This window comes from Duganella sp. Leaf126 (assembly GCF_001423125.1).
Classification (GTDB): Bacteria; Pseudomonadota; Gammaproteobacteria; order Burkholderiales; family Burkholderiaceae_D; genus Rugamonas.
Genome location: NZ_LMNW01000007.1, coordinates 15337 through 33917 on the forward strand (window position 1 = coordinate 15337; position 18581 = coordinate 33917).

At 65.1% G+C, this 18581-nt stretch carries 14 protein-coding genes; 5 read left to right on the top strand and 9 right to left on the bottom strand.

Features of this window, described 5'->3' with window-relative positions; genetic code table 11:
• Nucleotides 1–259: 259 nt before the first annotated feature.
• The 4 genes from ASF61_RS07175 to ASF61_RS07190 all read right to left on the bottom strand — a co-directional run bounded on the left by ASF61_RS07175 (nucleotide 260) and on the right by ASF61_RS07190 (nucleotide 6973).
• Nucleotides 260–1681, bottom strand: a complete 1422-nt coding sequence (locus tag ASF61_RS07175) for an OmpP1/FadL family transporter (protein WP_056153215.1) — start codon at nucleotides 1679–1681, stop codon at nucleotides 260–262.
• A gap of 228 nt (nucleotides 1682–1909) precedes the next feature.
• Nucleotides 1910–5167: an efflux RND transporter permease subunit gene (locus ASF61_RS07180; protein ID WP_056153217.1), complete on the bottom strand. Its 3258-nt coding sequence runs from the start codon at nucleotides 5165–5167 to the stop codon at nucleotides 1910–1912.
• 6 nt (nucleotides 5168–5173) lie between these two features.
• Entirely contained in the window at nucleotides 5174–6343 is a 1170-nt protein-coding gene (locus ASF61_RS07185) for an efflux RND transporter periplasmic adaptor subunit (protein WP_056153220.1), read from the bottom strand.
• A gap of 210 nt (nucleotides 6344–6553) precedes the next feature.
• Nucleotides 6554–6973 carry a divergent PAP2 family protein gene (locus ASF61_RS07190; RefSeq protein WP_056153223.1) on the bottom strand — a complete coding sequence of 140 codons (420 nt, stop codon included), beginning with the start codon at nucleotides 6971–6973 and terminating at the stop codon, nucleotides 6554–6556.
• 139 nt (nucleotides 6974–7112) lie between these two features.
• Between ASF61_RS07190 and ASF61_RS07195 the strand changes: the two genes are divergently transcribed.
• Nucleotides 7113–8183 carry a DUF475 domain-containing protein gene (locus ASF61_RS07195; RefSeq protein ID WP_056153225.1) on the top strand — a complete coding sequence of 357 codons (1071 nt, stop codon included), beginning with the start codon at nucleotides 7113–7115 and terminating at the stop codon, nucleotides 8181–8183.
• A gap of 35 nt (nucleotides 8184–8218) precedes the next feature.
• On the top strand, nucleotides 8219–8587 hold the full coding sequence (locus ASF61_RS07200) for a hypothetical protein (RefSeq protein ID WP_056153229.1): 369 nt from the start codon (nucleotides 8219–8221) through the stop codon (nucleotides 8585–8587).
• Between the two features lie 82 nt (nucleotides 8588–8669).
• On the opposite strand, the gene ASF61_RS07205 is transcribed toward ASF61_RS07200, so the two are convergent.
• Together ASF61_RS07205 and ASF61_RS07210 are read right to left on the bottom strand one after the other, a co-directional pair.
• Nucleotides 8670–10922 (bottom strand): hypothetical protein, encoded by a 2253-nt coding sequence (locus ASF61_RS07205; RefSeq protein ID WP_056153232.1) that lies wholly within the window; start codon nucleotides 10920–10922, stop codon nucleotides 8670–8672.
• 119 nt (nucleotides 10923–11041) lie between these two features.
• A complete protein-coding gene (locus ASF61_RS07210; protein WP_056153234.1) occupies nucleotides 11042–12145 on the bottom strand; it encodes a serine/threonine protein kinase in 1104 nt (367 codons plus the stop codon).
• 68 nt (nucleotides 12146–12213) lie between these two features.
• Here ASF61_RS07210 and ASF61_RS07215 point away from each other — a divergent pair, with 68 nt between their 5' ends.
• Both ASF61_RS07215 and ASF61_RS07220 read left to right on the top strand, forming a co-directional pair.
• Entirely contained in the window at nucleotides 12214–12909 is a 696-nt protein-coding gene (locus ASF61_RS07215; protein ID WP_056153237.1) for a UPF0149 family protein, read from the top strand.
• 51 nt (nucleotides 12910–12960) lie between these two features.
• Complete coding sequence (locus tag ASF61_RS07220) at nucleotides 12961–14292, top strand: Nramp family divalent metal transporter (protein WP_056153299.1); 1332 nt, start codon at nucleotides 12961–12963, stop codon at nucleotides 14290–14292.
• Nucleotides 14293–14322: 30 nt separating this feature from the next.
• Here the strand turns inward: ASF61_RS07220 and ASF61_RS07225 are convergent, their stop codons facing one another.
• Both ASF61_RS07225 and ASF61_RS07230 read right to left on the bottom strand, forming a co-directional pair.
• Complete coding sequence (locus ASF61_RS07225; protein WP_056153240.1) at nucleotides 14323–15276, bottom strand: alpha/beta hydrolase; 954 nt, start codon at nucleotides 15274–15276, stop codon at nucleotides 14323–14325.
• A 95-nt stretch (nucleotides 15277–15371) separates the two neighbouring features.
• A complete protein-coding gene (locus tag ASF61_RS07230) occupies nucleotides 15372–16397 on the bottom strand; it encodes a DUF1176 domain-containing protein (RefSeq protein WP_056153241.1) in 1026 nt (341 codons plus the stop codon).
• A gap of 192 nt (nucleotides 16398–16589) precedes the next feature.
• Between ASF61_RS07230 and ASF61_RS07235 the strand changes: the two genes are divergently transcribed.
• A complete protein-coding gene (locus ASF61_RS07235) occupies nucleotides 16590–17891 on the top strand; it encodes an SIR2 family protein (RefSeq protein WP_056153244.1) in 1302 nt (433 codons plus the stop codon).
• Between the two features lie 69 nt (nucleotides 17892–17960).
• On the opposite strand, the gene orn is transcribed toward ASF61_RS07235, so the two are convergent.
• Entirely contained in the window at nucleotides 17961–18557 is a 597-nt protein-coding gene (gene orn, locus ASF61_RS07240; RefSeq protein WP_200919820.1) for an oligoribonuclease, read from the bottom strand.
• Between the last annotated feature and the right edge of the window lie 24 nt (nucleotides 18558–18581).

Here is an 18581-nt window from a genome sequence, read left to right on the forward strand (position 1 = left end):
GCCCCGGTCCGGCCAATAGCGCGGGCATGGCAGGCGCTGGCAGTCTCCCCTCCCCGCCCGGCATTTCGGCCAGTGCACGCAAGGCCCGCCAACGGGCAAAAAAAGAGCCCTGCAGCGATCAGGGCTCAAGGCTCATAGCGTCGAGCGATGCGACGAAAGGACAGCGGCCTGGTCGATCAGCCCGCCAGCGTCGCCCGCGCGAGGCGGGGATGCCGGCAACAGACCCGCAGGACGCTGGTGTACCTCAGCCGCGCACGGCTCAGAACTTGTAGTTGTACGACAGGCCCAGCAGCGAGATATGGGTCTGCGACACGCCACGCGTGGTCTCTCCGTTACCGGTGCAGGTGCGCGACAGCGTGGTGCACTGGTTGGTGTAGTTCAGCGGCGCATCCTTGAAGTCCAGGTAGCTGTAAGCGACATCGATCGACGAGCGGTCGTCCAGTTTCCACTGGGCGCCGAGCGAATACTGCATGCGGTCGCTGTCCGGCAGCGCCGGGTGACGCAGCTCGGCGCTTTGCACCGGCGACTCGTCGTGGGCCACGCCGGCGCGCAGGGTCAGGCTGTCGCTGTAGGCATAGGTGCCGCCCAGGGCCACGCGCACGGTGTTCTTCCATTGCTGGCGGATCACTTCGGCGCCTTCCGGCGTGCCGGGGAATTCGATCAGCAGGTCGCCCAGGCGGTTATGGCGCGACCAGGTGACGTCGGCCATGCCGGCCCACTTGCTGTCGAACTTGTGGTACACGTTGGCTGCCACGGTTTCCGGCGTGCGCAGCTTGACCAGCGCGGCCGAGTTGACGCGGTTCGAGGCGACGCTGAGGGCGCCGTTGACGACCTTATCGTCGGTGGACTGCGAGAAGTCCCACACCGTGCTGCCCTTCATCTTGTGCGCGATCGACGAGCGGTACGACAGGCCGAAGCGGGTGTTCTCGTCGAGCGTGAACAGGTAGCCGAGGTTGAAGCCATAGCCCCAGTCCTTCACGCTGTTCGAACCATGGCCGTCACCGGCGGTGGCCAGCTTGGCCGGATTGCCGCCGGCCGCGACGATCTGGCTCACCAGTGCTGCGCGCTGCGCGGCAAACGCCGGCGACTGCAGCTGGGCCACCGTGCCCAGCACATCGACGCCCTGGCCCAGCTCGGCCTTCATGTACTCGGCCGAGATGCCGATACCGAAAGCATGGTGCTCGTTGAGCTTGAACGACAGCGAGGGATTGAGCGTCACCGACTTGAGCATCACGTCAGTCAGCGCATAGCGGCCGGTCCAGTTGTTACCGTAGTCGAGCTTGGCGCCGTAAGGGACGAACAGGCCGATACCGGCGGTCCACTGGTCGTTGATCTTGCTGCTGGCATAAATCGACGGCGCGGTTTTCACCGACGGCACGTAGTCGGACGGATTGCCGCCACCGGTCGGCAAGCCCACGAAGCGGGTCGAGCCGGTGTCGGTATAGCTCGAATGCGGCACGACGAAGGTGGCGCCGGCGCTGATCTGGTTGCCGTCCAGGCGCGACAGGCCTGCCGCATTGTAGAAGATGGTCGACGGGTCGTTGGCTTCGGCGCCGCTGGCGTCGGCCGTGCCTTGCGCCGACACGCTTTGCGAGCCGAAACGGTAACCGGAAGCGTGGGCGTTGAACGAGAGCGCGCCGACGGCGGCAGCGATCACCAGGGGAAGTAACTTACGTTGCATAGTTCGTCTCTTTATTATCGGGTTGTCAGGTTCCCGCGCCGTAGCTGCCGGTCTCGGCGACAAGGTGCTGGAAGGCCAGCAGCTTACCCGATGGCAGTCCGCACACGAAAGTCAACAAACTAGAGGAAGACCCCTAATTTTCTGCTTGAAACCGAACAGATGCTCTGCATCGGGAACGAAAAAAAGGGGCCGCAGCCCCTTTTTTGCCTGACCTTGCTACCTCACTTGCTAGGCCACCTTCTTGCTGTAATCGCCGTGATCGGTCGGCGGCTGCTTGCGCGTGCCGCTGGCCACGAAACGTCCGAGCATCAGCACCGTGCGGTAGACGAAGCGCGCCAGCGTCAGGAACAGCACGATCTCGATGGCCGTGATCAGCACCGCCAGCGGCAGTCCCATGGCGCCGGCGCGCGCGGTCCAGTAGGCGCTGCGGCGCTGGAACTTGCGGCCGAGGTTTTCGCGCTTGATCTCGATGCTGTCGTAGAAGGTCGGCACCATCAGCAAGGTCAGCAAGGTGGACGTGATGGTGCCGCCGATGATGGCCACCGCCATCGGCCGGTAGAACTCGCCGCCCTCGCCCAAGGCCAGCGCCACCGGCAGCATGCCGGCAATCAGCGCAAACGTGGTCATCAGGATCGGGCGCAGGCGCATGCGGCCCGCGTACATCAGCGCATCTTCGCGGCTGTGGCCCTCTTCCTCGCGGGTGCGGGCCGCTTCCAGCAGCAGGATGGCGTTCTTCGCAACCAGTCCCATCAGCATGATCACGCCGATCAGACTCATCAGGTTGAGCGTGCTGCCGGTCACCAGCAGGCCCACCACCACGCCGATCAGCGACAGCGGCAGCGACAGCATCACGCCGATCGGCGCCATGAAGGAACCGAACTGCATCACCAGGATCAGGTACATCAGGCCCACGCCGGCCAGCAGCGCGATGGCCATGGCGCCGAACACTTCCTGCATGTCCTTGCCGGCGCCGCCCACCGACAGGCCGTAGCCGGGCGGGAAGTCGATCGACTTGGCCAGCGCCTTGGCGTCGTTGGTCACCTCGCCCGGCGAACGGCCCTGGGCGTTGGCGGTGACGGTGATCACGCGCTTGCCGTCCTTGTGCTTGATGGTGGACGGTCCCTTGCCCATGGTGACGGTGGCAATCTGGTCGAGCGGCACCATCTGGTTGGTGCCCACCACGGCAATCGGCAGGCGCTCGATATTTTCCGCGCTGGCGCGGTCTTCCGGCGCCAGGCGGACGGCCACGTCGCGCGATTCGCCGGTCGGATCGACCCAGTCGCCGACCTCGATGCCAGCAAAGGCCACGCGCAGCGCCTGCGCAGCGTCGCCGGCAGCAATCCCCATCGAGTTGGCCAGGCCGCGGTTGAGCACGATCTGCAGCTCGTCCTTCGGATCCTGCTCCGACAGCGTGACATCGACCGCACCGGGCACCTTGCGCAGACGCTCCATGTAGTCGCTGGTCAGTTCCATCAGCTTGCGCGAATCGGTGCCGGTAAATTCGATCTGCACCGGCTTGCCGCCGCCGTTGGCCAGGTCGTCCTGCACCGTGTATTCGGCGCCGACCAGGCCGGACAGCTTCTCGCGCAGCTCCTTGGCCACCTCGGCCGAGGACCGGTTGCGCTCGTGCTTCTTGCCCAGGTCCACGTAGATCTTGCCGCCCGTGACGTTCACGTAAGCATTGGTCTGCTTGGTTTCCTTGATGGTAAAGGCGATATCGACCGCGTTCTGCAGTTTCAGGCGCGAATACTCGAGGCTGGACGACGACGGCGAGCGCACATCGATGGCGATGGTGCCGAAGTCGGACGCCGGCAGGAAGCTCGAACCGCCCTTGGTCACCTGCAAGGCGATGGCGCCGGCAAACATCAGGAAGGCGATGATGCCCATGGCCATGCGGTGGCGCAGCGCCCAGGCGATGATGCGGCCGTAGCGGTCGGCCTGGTGGTCGAACCAGATATTGAAGCGTTCGAGCACGCGGCTGAACCCCTTGCGCGGCGCCGTGTGGTGGTCGGGCGGGTCGCCCCAGAAAGCCGACAGCATCGGATCCAGCGTGAACGAGATCAGCAGCGAGACGGCCACCGAGCAGGTGACGGTCAGCGCGAACGGCCGGAACCACTCGCCGGTTATGCCCGGCATGAACGCGACCGGGATGAACACGGCCATGATCGAGAACGTGGTGGCAGCGACGGCCATGCCGATTTCGGCCGTGCCCTTGAGCGCCGCCGTGCGGCGGTCGGCGCCCATCTGCATGTGGCGCACGATATTTTCCCGCACCACGATGGCGTCGTCGATCAGCACGCCGATCGCCAGCGACAGGCCGAGCAAGGTCATGAAGTTGAGCGTGAAGCCGCACAGCCAGACGCCGATGAAGGCCGCCAGCACCGACGTCGGCAGCGACAGCGCTGTGATCAGCGTCGAGCGCCACGAGTTCAGGAACGCGTACACGACGAAAATGGTCAGCCCGGCGCCGAACACCAGTGCTTCGATCACGTTGTTGAGGCTGGACTCGGCGTCTTCACCGCCATCCTGGGTGATTTCGAGCTGGGTGCCCTTCGGCAGTTCCTTGTTGATCTCGGCCGTGAGCTTGCGCACTGCATGCGCCACCGAGACGGTGGAGGCGTCGCGCGAGCGCGAAATCGAGATGCCGACGTTGGGATTACCGGACCGCACGCTGAGCGAACTCATTTCGGCGAAGCCGTCCTCGATGGTGGCCACCTGGGCCAGGCGCACCAGCTCGTCGCCATTGCGCTTGACCACCACCTGCTGGAATTCCTCGGGCCGCTCGATGCGGCCGACCAGGCGGATGCTTTTTTCGTCAAGGTCGCCGCGCACCTTGCCCACCGGCGCGTTGGTGTTCTGGTTGCGCAGTGCGTTGACCACGTCGCCCACCGAGACATTGTATTCGCGCAGCTTTTCCGCCTTGAGCAGCACGCTCAGTTCGCGCCGGAGCGAGCCGTCGACATTGACCGAGGCCACGCCGTCGATGCCGCGGAAGCGGTCGGCCAGCTTGTCCTCGGCCAGGCGCGAAATCGCCGAATGGCTTTGCACCTTGGACGACAGCGCCAGCTGCATCACCGGCTGGGCCGAGGTATCGATGCGCTGCAAGATCGGTTCGCGCATCTCGACCGGCAGCTTGTAGCGCACCGACGCGATGGCGTTGCGGATTTCATCGGACGCCTCGATCAGGTTCTTGCTGAAGCTAAACTTGATCATGATGCGCGCCGAGCCTTCGGACGCGGTGGAATTGGTCTCGGTCGCGCCGGTAATCGACTGGAACGATTTTTCCAGGCGGTTGATGATCTCGCGCTCGACCGTTTCCGGCGACGCGCCCGGGTACGGAATGCTGACGATGATGAACGGGATTTCCACGTCCGGGTTCTGGTTGACCCGCAGCTTGGACAGGGCCATCAGGCCCAGGCACATCATGGCCACGATCAGCACGATCGTGGCGACCGGCTTCTTGACACTGAAATTGGATAAGAACATGGCGGCTTATTCCTTCTTGTCTGCCACGGCGGCAACAGGGGCGGATGCAATGGCCTGGGCAGGCTTGGCGACTTTCGGCGCGATGAACGATACTTTCTGCCCATCCTTGAAGTTCGAGCCGGGCACGCGCATGATGGTGTCGCCGGCGGCCAGGCCCGACAGTACCTGCCAGTTACCGGTGCGCTCGTCGCGGGTGCCGATGGTCAGCATCGCCTTGCTCATCACGCCATTCTTGACGCGCCACACATAGTTGACGTCGCCGGCCTGCACCAGCGACGACTGCGGCACGGTCAGCGCAGCATTGGCCTGCGATTCGATGCGCCCTTCCGCGTACAGGCCGGCTACCCGCGGCTGCGCTGCGCCGGCAAACGCCACCAGCACTTCCACCTGGCGGGTAACGGCGTTGGCAGCCGGATCGACGCGCTTGACGGTGCCGGCAAAGTTCTGGCCCGGGTAGCCGTTGACGCGGAACAGCACCGGCTGGCCTACCTTGACCACGCCGATCTTGTCGGCCGAGACCATGCCTTCGAAGCGCATGCTGGCCGGATCGATCACTTTCACCAGCTCCTTGCCCACCTGGGCGGTGTCGCCGCTCGACACCTTGCGCTCGCTGACGATGCCGTCGAACGGGGCGCGCACCACGGTGCGGCCCAGCTGCTGGCGCGCGGTCACCAGGCGCGACTTGGCGGCGGCCAGCTCGCTTTGCGCCGTATTGCGGCGCAGTTCCACGTCTTCCAGCGCCTGCGACGACACCATGCCCGACGAGCGCAGCGTGGTCTGCCGTTCGAGCATGCGCTGGGTCTGGTCCAGCGACTGCTGCGCGGCGCGCGCGGCTTCCTCGGCCGAACTGACGTTGTCGCGGATCGAGGTCTCGTCCAGGCGCAGCAGCACGTCACCCTTTTTGACCGGCTCGCCGTTTTCCTTGAGGACCTGCAGCACGATGGCGCTGACTTCGGCGCGCAGGTCGGCGCGGCGTTCGGGCTGGATCGAGCCGGTGACGACCGGGCCGGAAGCCAGCGCGCTCGACTGCACCACCAGCGTATCTTCGCTGGCCACCTGCAAGGGCATGCCGGCGGCCTTGGCGGCTTCTTCCTTTTTCTGGGCATCCTCGTCTGGTTTGTGACACCCCGCCAAGGCTGTAGCGACGGCGATAGCGAGCAGGGTTTTGCGCAACATAAATGAATCTCCGGAGATGGACAACGTGGTATTGATATTGTGGTCAGACGTTAGCGCGCAAAGTATCCACGAGTGACCGATAGTGGTCAATCCACCTGCGACAGACGGCAAAATTTGTGGCTGAATTGCCAAATACGGGGATGAACGGAGGCAGCCGCCGAAACCGGCCCGCTGGTGGCCGCGTTGCCGGCTGTCCCGGACAGCCGCTGATCAGCGGCCGAAGAAGTGGTAAATCAGGTGGGCAACCGCGATGCCCGTGCACAGGCCGCCGGCGATTTCCACCAGCGTATGGCCCATCCGCTCGCGCAGCCGCGTGTGGCCGCCGTCGTCGCCGGCCAGCCGGTTGATGGCGGCGGCCTGCCTGCCCACGTGCTGGCGCAGGCTGTTGGCATCGATGATGACGATGAAGCACAGCGTGACCGCCACCCCGAACGCGGGGTGGCCGATGCCTTCGCGCAGCGCAATCAGGGTCGCCATGCTGGACACCACCGCGCTGTGATTACTGGGAAAGCCGCCGTTACCAACCAGGTTGAAGGCCCATTTGCGGGCCCTGGCGCTGTTGATCAGGAACTTGATCGGACCGACGGTGATCCAGGTGATCAGGGGGGTGAGCAGGTAAGCGAGGTCCATCGGTAATCCTTTGATTTTGTGGAGCAATAATTTTTGTGGCGCAATTATGGCAGAAGCGCACGCCACGGCCCAGCCATGATGCCAAACAATCTACAAGTCGGCTAAAATCGGTCATCCCTCACCTCCCAAGAAGAACAATATGCGTCATTTCGGCGTTTCCTTCGTAGTCACTTTCGTCCTCATGGCCCTGGCCGGCTGGTGGGGTTACAACCACGGCGGCAGCGCCGGCCTGCTCTCCGCGCTGTGGATCTGCGCGGTGCTGGGGGTGATGGAGGTGTCGCTGTCGTTCGACAATGCGGTGGTCAATGCCTCGGTGCTGCGCCACTGGAGCGAGTTCTGGCGCAAGCTGTTCCTGACGGTCGGCATCCTGGTCGCCGTGTTCGGCATGCGGCTGGTGTTCCCGCTGCTGATCGTTTCGGTCGCCACCGGCCTGGGCCTGTTCGATGTCTGGACCATGGCCACCACCACCCCGGACGAGTATTCGCGCCACCTGACCGAGGCCCATGCCCAGGTCGCGGCCTTCGGCGGCGCGTTTCTGCTGCTGGTGTTTCTCAACTTCCTGTTCGACGAAGACAAGGAGCACCACTGGCTGGGCTGGATCGAGGAAAAACTCGGCGCCATCGGCACCGGCGGGCTGGCCGTGCTGCTCACCCTGGCGGGCGTGTTCGCCTGCATGAGCATGGTCCCGGCGCAGGACCAGCTCAGCGTACTGACGGCCGGCGTGGTCGGCGTGGTGGTCTATCTGGCCGTTTCCTGGCTGTCCGAGCTGCTGGAGCAGGATCCGCCCGCGGGCGTGGAAACCGATGACGCCCAGCCGTCCGGCGCCGGTGCAGGCGCCGTGGTGGCCACGGTGGCGCGCGGCAGCATCGGCGGCTTTTTGTACCTGGAAGTGCTGGACGCGTCGTTCAGCTTCGACGGCGTGATCGGCGCTTTTGCCATCACCAAGGACGTGGTCATTATCATGCTGGGCCTGGCGATCGGCGCCATGTTCGTGCGCTCGCTGACCGTGTTCCTGGTGCACAAGGGTACGCTGGACGAATATGTGTACCTCGAGCATGGCGCCCACTACGCGATCGGCATCCTGGCGCTGATCATGCTCGCCAGCGTGAAATACCATATTCCTGAGTGGTTCACCGGCCTGTCCGGCGTCGCGTTCATCCTGATCTCGCTATGGTCGTCGATCCGGTACAAACGGCGCCACGCTGCGTGATAAGATCCCAACCAGTTTAACTTGACTGTCCAACCATGAAATCGAAGCGCGTACTGCTGTACTTTATCGGCCTGGTGATCGTCGCCATGCTGGCCTTTGCGGCCTACACCTGGACCATGCTGAACGTCTCGTATTCGGACGGCGAGCGGGCCGGCTTCCTGCAAAAGTTTTCGCGCGTGGGCTGGTTCTGCAAGACCTGGGAAGGCGAAATCCTGCTGACCTCGATGCCGGGGGCAATCCCCGAGAAATTCTTCTTCAGTACCCGTGACGACGCCGTGGCCAAGCAGTTGTCGGCCGCCATCGGCAAGCGCGTGGTGCTCGGCTACGCCCAGCACCGCGGTGTGCCGACCCAGTGTTTCGGCGAGAGCGAGTATTTTGTGACCAAGGTGACGGTACAGCAGTAACCGAATCGGATCCCCGCCTGCGCGGGGATGACGGATGTGAGGTCCGATGCCGTCATTGGCGCGCAGGCGCGAACCTGTTTTTCTAGCAGGCGTGCCACGCAGCCTGTTCCGGCTGGGCCTGACGCGCTTCCTTGCGGGCGCGCGCGGCGTCGAGCGTCTCCACCATCGCACCTTCGGTCACGGTCAGTTTGGCCAGCACCTTTTGCGCCGCGCCGTAGCGGCGCGTTTCCAGTGCCAGCATCTGCTGCTTGGCGGCCGTCATGGCCGCCGTGGTGTCGGCCACCTTGCGCTGCATGGCGGCGTGGGCGCGCGCTGCGTCGAGCAGGGCGCGCTGGGCGTTGGCCTTGTCGATCGCTGCCGCCGCCGCTGCCTCTTCCTGCTCGGCGCGCTGGCGCGCCGCTTCGGCCACCGCCTGTTCCGCTTCCAGCCGGCCGGCAATGGCCTGCGACGCCCGCACTTCCGACGCATTGGCGATCCGCTGCTGGGTCAGTTTCTGGTTGATCAGCGCCAGCGCATCGCGCTCGGCGATCACGAACGCCTGTTCCGCTTCCAGCAAGGCCTGGGCGGCAGCCGCCTTTTCCTGCTCCACGCGCGCGCGCTCGGCGTGCACGGCGCCCAGTTCCACGGCCAGCCGCGCCTGCGCTGCCAGGGCGCTGGCGGCAACGGCCTTCTGGTCCGCTTCCAGCGACACTTGCGCCGCCAGCTGGCGCGCCGCCTGCGCCTCGGCGTCGGCAGCTGCCGCCAGCCGCTGTTCGGCCGCCTGCTGCTGTTGCAGTGCTTCGGTGTGCTCCTGTTCGGCAGCGATGCGCTGGCGTGCCGCTTCCTGCGCGCCCTGCTCGGCTGCCAGCCGGGCGCGCAGCGCAGCCAGGGCCTGCTGTTCGTCGAGTGCGCGCTGCCGTTCGGCGTGCAGCACGGCCTGGGCCTGGGCGGCGCGTTGCAGCGCCACTTCGTGGGTATCGGCCTGCGCTTCGACCTGCTGCGCCAGCGCCGCCGCTTCTTCCTGTTCTGCGCGGTTCTGGCGGGCAGCCAGTTCGGCTGCGGTGCGCACCAGTGCCGCGCGTTCGTCGGCCAGTGCGGCGGCGCGCTGGTGTTCCTGCGCTTCCTGGCGCGCTGCTTCGGCGGCGCCCGCGTCGCTGGCCTGGCGCAACCTGGCCTGGTCCAGCGCCGCCGCTTCCGCTTCGACCCTGGCGTGGGTGTCGATTTCCGCTTCCTGCTCGGCCTGCACCCGGGCCAGCGCCACGGCGCGCAGCTGGTTGTCGGCATCGATGCGCGCTTCGGTGGCGGCCAGGATGCGCGCGTCCGCTTCGCGGCGCGCCTGGGCGCTGGCGGCAGCCACCATTTCCAGGCGCTCGCGGTGCAGCGCGGTGTCGCGGATTTCCTTTTCGGTTTGCAGGCGCAGGTGCAGCGACTGAGCGGCGCTGCGCTCGGATTCGGCCTTGGCCAGCGCGATCTGTTCGCGCTCCTGCTCCAGGTGGGCCAGCGCGCGCGCCTCTTCCAGCGCGCGCACCTCGGCGGCAGCGCGGTTGAAGGCCGACTCCAGCGCGATCTTGTCGGCGCGCTCGCGCTGCACGGTCAGGTCCAGCGCCTCGGCTTCGGCGTCGGCCAGCATCTGCGCGGTCTGGCGGGCGGCGTGGGCATGGCGCTCGCGCTCGCGCGCCAGCGTGGCCATGCGGGCGTCTGCGCTGGCGATGCCGACCACCTGCTCCTTGGCGGCCTGCACGGCGGCGACACGTTCGACCGCCTGCAGGCGCGCCTGTTCGGTTTCCACTTCGAGTTCGTCGGCGGCGCGCGCGGCCTGCGCGGCAAGCGCCGATTCGACAGCGATCTGCTCGGAGGCGCGCTTGCGGCTTTCGTTTTCGGCGCGGGCGCGCTGTTCGGCGGCCTGGCGGATCAGGTTATCCGCCTCCACGCGGGCGCGCAGTTCGGCCGTTTCCTGCTTGACCGCGTCCAGCCGGGCCACGCTGGCCTGGGCGGCCGCGCGCAGCGATTCGAGACGGTCGCGGTTGGCGGCAATCGCCTCTTCCGAGGCTTGGGCGTTTTGCTGGGCGGCGGCCGCAGCGGCAGCGTCCATGGCGGCGCGGTCCTCGGCCAGCGCACGGGCGCGCGACTCGGCGTGGGCGCGGTTTTCGGCAGCGCACGCCGCTTTCGCCTCGGCTTCCACGCGCGCAATCGCTTCCTGGATCGCCTTCATCTCCATGGCCGCGCGCGGGGCGTTGAGGGCCGGCGCCGGTTCGTCGCGCACGCTCACCTTGGGCAGCGCCTCGGACAGGGACGTGAAGCTGGCGCCGTCATGTTCGACGCGGTGGTCTTCGCTGGTGGCCGATTGTGCTTGCATGAGAGTTCTCGCTGACGATATGCCCCGATCCACACCGGGACTTCTGAACCGTCATTATCGGCCAGCGCGCGCGCCGGCCGATGGGCAAGCAGAGCGGGAAAAACCCGCTATTTCGGCCGTTAGATCGGCAGCGGCGGCTCGTCCATCAGCGCCACCTGCTCGCGCAGCTCGAGGATGCGGTCCTGCCAGTACTGTTGCGTGTTAAACCACGGGAACGCCACCGGGAACGCCGGGTCGTCCCAGCGCCGGGCCAGCCAGGCCGAATAATGGATCAGGCGCAGCGTGCGCAGCGCCTCGACCAGGTGCAGCTGGCGCGGCTCGAATGCGCAGAAGTCTTCGTAGCCGGCCAGGATGTCGGTCATCTGGCGCACCTGCTCGGCGCGCGTGCCCGACAACATCATCCACAGGTCCTGGATGGCCGGTCCCATGCGGCTGTCGTCGAAATCGACGAAGTGCGGCCCGGCGTCAGTCCACAGCACGTTGCCGCCGTGGCAATCGCCGTGCAGCCGCAGCTGCGGCAAGGCCCCTGCCCGGTCGTAACTGCGGCGCACGCCGTCGAGCGCCTGCTGCGCAATGCTGGCATACGCCTCGGCCAGGTCGGCCGGGATGAAGCGATGCGATTGCAGGAATTCGCACGGCTCGGTACCGAAGCTGGCGAGATCGAGCGCGGGCCGGTGCACATACGGCCTGATCGCGCCCACCGCGTGGATGCGGGCGATGAAGCGGCCGGTCCATTCGAGCACGTCGGGCGCATCGAGCTCGGGCGCGCGGCCGCCGTGGCGCGCGAACACGGCAAAGCGAAACCCGTCGTGGTGATGCAGCGTGGCGCCGTGCACGGCCAGCGCCGGCACCACCGGGATTTCGCGCGCGGCCAGTTCCTCGGTGAACGCGTGTTCTTCGAGGATGGCGGCGTCGCTCCAGCGGCCGGGCCGGTAGAACTTGGCCACCAGCGGCTGGCCGTCCTCGATACCGACCTGGTAGACGCGGTTTTCGTAGCTGTTGAGCGCCAGCAGGCGGCCATCGCCGCGCAGGCCGATGCTCTCGAGCGCATCGAGCACGCAGGCGGGGTTGAGGGCGGCGTACGGGTGCGGCGCAGTGACGGCGCTGGCAGGGGTGGTGTCGTGCGCGTCCGCCATGGCGGCAGCCAGCGCGGCAGCGCGCGCATCGGCAGCAGCATCGGCAGCCTCGTCATCGTCGTCGTAGTGTGGGGTATGCTGGTTCATGCTGTCATTGTACGTGGCGCGGCGTGTATACTGACGCCTTCCCAGTAAAAGCAGCAGAAAGATAAAAAATGCAACTCGACCAGCCCCTGAGCGACAAAGAATTCGACGAACTCGACAGTTTCCTGCTGTCCGACCGCAGCCCCGAGGATGCGATGACGATGGACATGCTGCACGGCTACCTGACCGCGATTGCGATCGGCCCCGAAACCATCATGCCGGTCGAATGGCTGAAAAAAGTCTGGGGCAAGGAAGACACCGACATTCCGACCTTCAAGCACGCCAAGGAAGAGGAACGCATCCTCGGCCTGATCACGCGCTTCATGAACGAGGTGCTGGTCACGTTTGAAGTGGCGCCGAAGGAGTTCGAAGCGCTGTTCGTCGAGCACGAGCACGAAGGCCAGACCCTGATCGACGCCGAAGCCTGGTGCTGGGGCTTCTGGGAAGGCATGGACCTGCGTCCCGGCTCCTGGGACGCCATCTTCACCGAAGCGCCGGAGCTGATGAAACCGATCTACCTGCTCGGCGCCGACGAGATCGAGGAAGACGAACTGCCGCTGGTGGAAGACCCGGTCAAGGCCCATAAACTGGCGCTGGAACTGGAAGCGAACCTGCCGGCCATCCACAAGTTCTGGGTGCCGCGCCGCAAGGCCGCCGTGGAAACCGTCAAGCGCGACGAACCGAAAGTGGGCCGCAACGACGAATGCCCTTGCGGCAGCGGCAAGAAGTACAAGAAGTGCCACGGCAACGACAGCGCCGCCGAATAACCAAGCTTGTCCGGGTCGGGGCGCGGCCCCGATCCGCCCTTCCCCATGTCCATGTTCGCACTGCCGTTCAAGCTCCCCACCACGGCCACCGCGCCGTTCTGCCCGTCCGAAGTCGCCGGTACCGTCGCGGTCGCGGCGGGCGATCCCTACTGGAAGAAAGTCCTGCGCTTTGCCGGCCCCGGCCTGCTGGTGTCGGTCGGCTATATGGACCCGGGCAACTGGGCCACGGCGATCCAGGGCGGCTCGCAGTTCGGCTACCAGCTGCTGTACGTGGTGGTGCTGTCGAGCCTGGCCGCCATCGTGCTGCAATGCCTGAGCATGCGCCTGGGCATCGTCACCGGCAAGGACCTGGCCGTGCATTGCCGCGAACAATACAAGCCGCCGGTGGCCAAAACGCTGTGGGGCTTCGCCGAAATCTCGATCATCGCCTGCGACCTGGCCGAGGTGCTCGGCTGCGCGCTGGCGTTCAAGCTGCTGCTGGGTGTCTCGCTGCCGGTGGGCGTGGCGCTGACGGCGCTCGACACCCTGATCATCCTGGGCCTGAAAGGCAAGGGGTTCCGCCAGATCGAGGCCATCGTGCTGGGCCTGATCCAGACGGTGGCCGTGTGCCTGGTGGCCGAACTGGTGTTCGTCCATCCCGACTGGCGCGCCGTGGCGGCCGGCCTGCTGCCGTCGATGGAGACGCTGGCCCAGCGCGAACCGCTGTACCTGGCCATCGGCATCCTCGGCGCGACCGTCATGCCGCACAACCTGTACCTGCATTCGTCGGTGGTGCAAACGCGGGTCGTGGCGCCCACGCCGGCCGCACGACAGGAAGCGATCGGCCTGGCGCGCATCGACACCATCCTCTCGCTTCTGCTGGCCCTGCTTATCAACGGCGCCATCCTGGTGGTGGCTGCTGCCGCCTTCTACCAGCCGGGCAACACGCGGATACTCGACATCGACGACGCCTACCAGCTGTTGGCCCCGGTGGCCGGCACGGCGTTTGCGGCCATCCTGTTCGGCCTGGCGCTGCTGGCGTCCGGCCAGAGTTCCACCTTTACCGGCACCATCGCCGGCCAGGTGATCATGGAAGGCTTTTTGAAACTGAAAATCCCGTGCTGGCAGCGCCGGCTGATCACGCGCGGCCTGGCGCTGGTGCCGGCCATGATCGGCGTGCTGACGCTGGGCGAACATTCGGTGGGCAAGCTGCTGGTGCTGAGCCAGGTGGTCCTGAGTCTGCAGCTGCCATTCGCCATGTACCCGCTGATCCGCCTGACCGCGCAACGCCGCATCATGGGCGACTTCGTCAACGCGTGGTGGACGACGGCGCTGGCGTGGCTGCTGTTCGTGGTGATCTCGGCAGCCAATGTGTGGCTGGTGTGGCAGGCGGTGGCGGGGTAACGGGCCGCCAATCCGGCGCGGCGGCGCGGTTCAGCGCCGCGCGGCAGACCGTTCGCCGCCCTGCGCCTGTGCCGTTGGGGCAGCCAGCACGTACGCTGCCACATCATCGAGCGTCGGCGCCAGCCAGCGCAGCGGAGCGGCGATGGAGCCGATCAGCGTGGTGTGGCTGACGCGGTCGTAATACCGTTCCTGCACCGGCACCTGCTGCGCGCGCAGCGCCTGGGCCAGGTGGCCGGTGTTGCGCTGCGGGTCGACCAGGTCGTCGCTGCGGGCGGCAATCAGCAGCGCCGGCGGCGACTGCGGCGAGACGTGGCGGATCGGTTGCGAATCGGGCGGCGTATCCGGAAAGTGGAATACCGGTCTGGTGGTGGTGTTTTCGATCGGCAGGAAGTCGTAAGGACCGGCCAGGCCGATCCAGCCGCGCAGCACGGCCGGCGTCATGCCCTGCGCCGCCAGCCAGCGCGGATCGAGCGCCACCATGGCGGCGTTGTAGGCGCCGGCGCTGTGGCCCATGACGAACAGCCGCTGCGGATCGCCGCCATACTGCGCCGCGTGGCGCCTGGCCCACGCCACGGCCTGCGCCGCGTCGGTCAGAAAATCGGGATAGCGCACCTGCGGGTACAGCCGGTAATCGGCCACCACGGTGACGATGCCGCGCGCCGCCAGGGCGCGGCCGATGAACGCATAATCGTCACGCTGGCCGGACACCCAGTTGCCGCCATAGAAAAACACGACTACCGGCGCCGCACCCGGTGCTTGCAGTGCTCCCGGGGTTCCCGGGGTTCCCCTCATGGCCAGCTTGCCGGGCCGGTACACATCGAGCTGCTGGCGCGGCCCGTCGCCGTAGGCCAGTCCCGCGGTCCGCTGGACATCGCCGGCGGGCGTGAGCGCATTGAGGGTGGCCAGGGGCGAACAGGCAGCGAGCACCAGCGCCAGCAGCGCGGGCGCGGCGAGCATCGCGATGGTGCGGGAAAGACGAGGCATGGCGGACGGTATGAGTTACAACCGCATCACTGTACCGCGCCCGCACCCGTGGCACAGTGCGCTGAAACACGGTCGCCAGACACGACCACGGCAAATTACCTGGCGCGCGCGCGCACCACGGTGGCGGTGTACTCGCGCAGCGAATAGCCACCCGGCATACCCCGGCACAGTTGCCCTGACGACGCTTCGATCAGCTGGAAGCCGGCTGCAGTCCAGCCCCAGCTGGCCGAGGCATTACAGTCGGCAATGCCTCGCCCCTTGGAAAAACTCGACAGCGTGCCATGGTCGAATGCGGGATTCATCACGTACGCTTCCTGCTGTCCGCCGGCGTCGGGCAGCCTGACCCGCTTGGCGGCATACGGCGCCTTGTCGTTGGCGGTCCACAGCTCAAAGCTGGACTGGTAGGCGCCGCGGTTGCATTCGAGCACCAGCAGCACCTGGCCGGACGACAGGCGATGGAGTTCGTTCTGGCGCTCGCTGTCCGCGATGTCGGACGCACTTTCGCAGCCGCCATGCGGGAGGCCCTGGACGATGGCTGGCAGCAGCCTAGCGTCCCCGGCGCGGGTGGCGACCGCCGGCAGCAGCTGTACCTGCGGCGCCGGCAAGGGCGCCAGTGCCGCATCAGCCGGTTTGTTGCCACGCATGGCCAGCGCGGTGGGCGTGCCCACCCGGCCCTGCAGATCGTCGAGCTTGAGCAGCGCCGCCTTGACGCCCGCGAGCGACAGCACCCACACACGCTTGCCATCGCTCACCTTGGCCGACTCGGCATTGAGCAGCAGCGGCAGCAGCTTGCCCACCTGCTCCGGCGTCAGCGCCACATCGGCATGCAGGCCGCGCATGGTGGTCCGGCCGACCCGCACCGTCAAAGCGCCGAGCTTGATGTCATCGTCGGTGTACGGACTGAACACGGCTTCGACGGGCGCCATGGCGCCGGCCGCGCGCGTGAGCGCCAGCAGCACCGGCTCGGCCGCCTCCTCTTTCTGATACCCGACCGCCTCGCAGCGGCGCGTGTTATCGCAGGCGACTTCCCAGTCCTTGAACGTGAAATGCTCGGCGTGGGCGCTGGCGGCGACAATTGCGGCGCCCAGTACACCCGAACGTAATCCATGAAGAAATGTCATTGTTACCTTTGCTGGTATGTGCCACGCGGGCGAGACAATGCGGCGCCCTCTCCCAGCGGTGAGGCTGAAGGATGGCATAAGGGATAGCGAGGGAGAAAGGACGCGCCGCAGTGAGAATGTGTGAACATTAATCGAGGAAAATTGGCTACATTAATGGTTGCTTTTAAATAATCAATATTGACCAGGTAAAATATGAACGAAATGTTTGAGATTGCTTACGCCGCCGCCTCCGGACGCCTGTGCTTATTTACCGGCACAGGCTTTTCGAAAGCCGTGACGGACAATGCCGCACCGAGCTGGCAAATGTTGCTGGAGTCGGCATGCGATCATGCCGCCCAGCCGGACGCCTTGAAAGCGGCGCTGTTCCCGAAGCAGGGAAATAACCCGTTGACGCTCGAAGAATCGGCGCAGGTCATCGCGATTGAATTATCAAAGCAGGGCAAAGACATTCACGAAGAAATCGCCAAGAACATCAGCGCGCTGAGTCCAAAAGGCGAGAACAGCGCCATCGTCGAATTCCTGTCCAAGCGCTCCTTCGATGTGATCACCACCAATTACGACAAATTAGTCGAAGAGCTGGCAGGAAAAAAAGACTGCCATTCGATTACACCCGGATTACCGATTCCACGTTCGCCGGCCCGGGTTCAAGTCTATCACGTTCATGGTTCGATAGACTCGCCGCAGAATATGGTGGTCACGTCGGACGATTATTTCAGGTTCATCAATTCCCAGTCCTATTTTTCAAGGAAATTGAGTACCGTGCTGCACGAGAATACGGTTGTCATCCTGGGCTATTCGCTAGGCGACACCAACCTGAAAGCCATCATCAGTGATTACAACGGCTTCTCGAAAAATCACGTGATCGGCTCGAGCATATTCCTGGTGTCGCGCTCGAAAGTGGATCAGCACATCAAGGACTATTATTCGCATTGCTACGGCATCCGCGTGCTGGACCAGCTCGAGGCGCACCAGTTTTTCAGCAACTTGAATGCGGCAATGCCCGCTGCAGAAAAATGCACGGTTGAGTCGATCCAGAATATCCGCAAAGTCATCTTCGACAAGCAAACATTCACCGACAAATACCTCGGCATTGAAAACTCATTTTTCGAGATCATTTCCGCCCTCGGCGCTATCGGTCTGAGCATCAATAACGCCGCAGTGGTGGACATGCTCGGGGTCGTGATCAAGGCGAAAATCCGTCTGACGCAGGAACCCAGCGCCTGGGTTCAATACGAACACCTGGCCAAGTGGCTCATCTATCTGGGAACAATCCTGAAACTCAAGGGCACATCGATTGAAACGGTGTACCTCGAGGCCACGCTTAAATCGATGAAGTCAATGGGGGCTTCGACCTGGGGACATTCGTGGAAAGCGTATGGCGCGTGGAAAAACGACTGGTCGAAGATTATTGCGTCCAACCGCGACATCATCCGGCAGTACATCGAGGGGAACACCGACTGGCCGGACGCGCTCAACGTCGTCCGCAGTAGCTGAGACAGCGTCTAGCACTCCTGAAATAAAGATGCCGGCGAAGCCGGCATCTTCATGCTTACCCGAGTCGCATCACAGCTTGATGAAATGCTCGCGGTAATACTTGAGCTCTTCGATCGACTCGACGATGTCGGCCAGCGCCGTGTGCATCTGGTGTTTCTTGAACCCGGCGACCATGGCCGGCGCCCAGCGTTTGCCCAGTTCTTTCAGGGTCGAGACGTCGATATTGCGATAATGGAAATACGCCTCGAGCTTGGGCATGTAGCGCACCATGAAGCGGCGGTCCTGGCCGATGGTGTTGCCGCACATCGGTGCTTTGCCTTTCGGTACCCATTGCTTCATGAAGGCGATGATCTGTTCCTCGGCCTCGGCTTCGGTCACGGTGGACGCCTTGACCTTGTCGATCAGGCCCGAACGGCCGTGGGTGCCCTTGTTCCAGGCGTCCATGCCGTCGAGCACTTCATCGCTCTGGTGGATCACCAGCACCGGGCCTTCGGCCAGCACGTTCAGGTGCATGTCGGTGACGATGACCGCTACCTCGATGATGCGGTCGGTGTCCGGTTCGAGGCCGGTCATTTCCATGTCCACCCACACCAGGTTCATCTCGTTCTGGCGCGGGGTGATCACCGCCGGGGCGGAACCTTCTGGCAAATCATTAGCTTGTGACATAATTCTCTCTTGGCTTGACGTGAG

Coding starts and splice junctions, on each gene's coding strand:
- ASF61_RS07230 (WP_056153241.1), bottom strand. CDS start 16,397: ATGACATTTCTTCATGGATTACGTTCGGGTGTACTGGGCGCCGCAATT.
- ASF61_RS07180 (WP_056153217.1), bottom strand. CDS start 5,167: ATGTTCTTATCCAATTTCAGTGTCAAGAAGCCGGTCGCCACGATCGTG.
- ASF61_RS07210 (WP_056153234.1), bottom strand. CDS start 12,145: ATGAACCAGCATACCCCACACTACGACGACGATGACGAGGCTGCCGAT.
- ASF61_RS07220 (WP_056153299.1), top strand. CDS start 12,961: ATGTTCGCACTGCCGTTCAAGCTCCCCACCACGGCCACCGCGCCGTTC.
- ASF61_RS07175 (WP_056153215.1), bottom strand. CDS start 1,681: ATGCAACGTAAGTTACTTCCCCTGGTGATCGCTGCCGCCGTCGGCGCG.
- ASF61_RS07185 (WP_056153220.1), bottom strand. CDS start 6,343: ATGTTGCGCAAAACCCTGCTCGCTATCGCCGTCGCTACAGCCTTGGCG.
- ASF61_RS07200 (WP_056153229.1), top strand. CDS start 8,219: ATGAAATCGAAGCGCGTACTGCTGTACTTTATCGGCCTGGTGATCGTC.
- ASF61_RS07215 (WP_056153237.1), top strand. CDS start 12,214: ATGCAACTCGACCAGCCCCTGAGCGACAAAGAATTCGACGAACTCGAC.
- ASF61_RS07235 (WP_056153244.1), top strand. CDS start 16,590: ATGAACGAAATGTTTGAGATTGCTTACGCCGCCGCCTCCGGACGCCTG.
- ASF61_RS07195 (WP_056153225.1), top strand. CDS start 7,113: ATGCGTCATTTCGGCGTTTCCTTCGTAGTCACTTTCGTCCTCATGGCC.
- ASF61_RS07225 (WP_056153240.1), bottom strand. CDS start 15,276: ATGCCTCGTCTTTCCCGCACCATCGCGATGCTCGCCGCGCCCGCGCTG.
- ASF61_RS07205 (WP_056153232.1), bottom strand. CDS start 10,922: ATGCAAGCACAATCGGCCACCAGCGAAGACCACCGCGTCGAACATGAC.
- ASF61_RS07190 (WP_056153223.1), bottom strand. CDS start 6,973: ATGGACCTCGCTTACCTGCTCACCCCCCTGATCACCTGGATCACCGTC.
- orn (WP_200919820.1), bottom strand. CDS start 18,557: ATGTCACAAGCTAATGATTTGCCAGAAGGTTCCGCCCCGGCGGTGATC.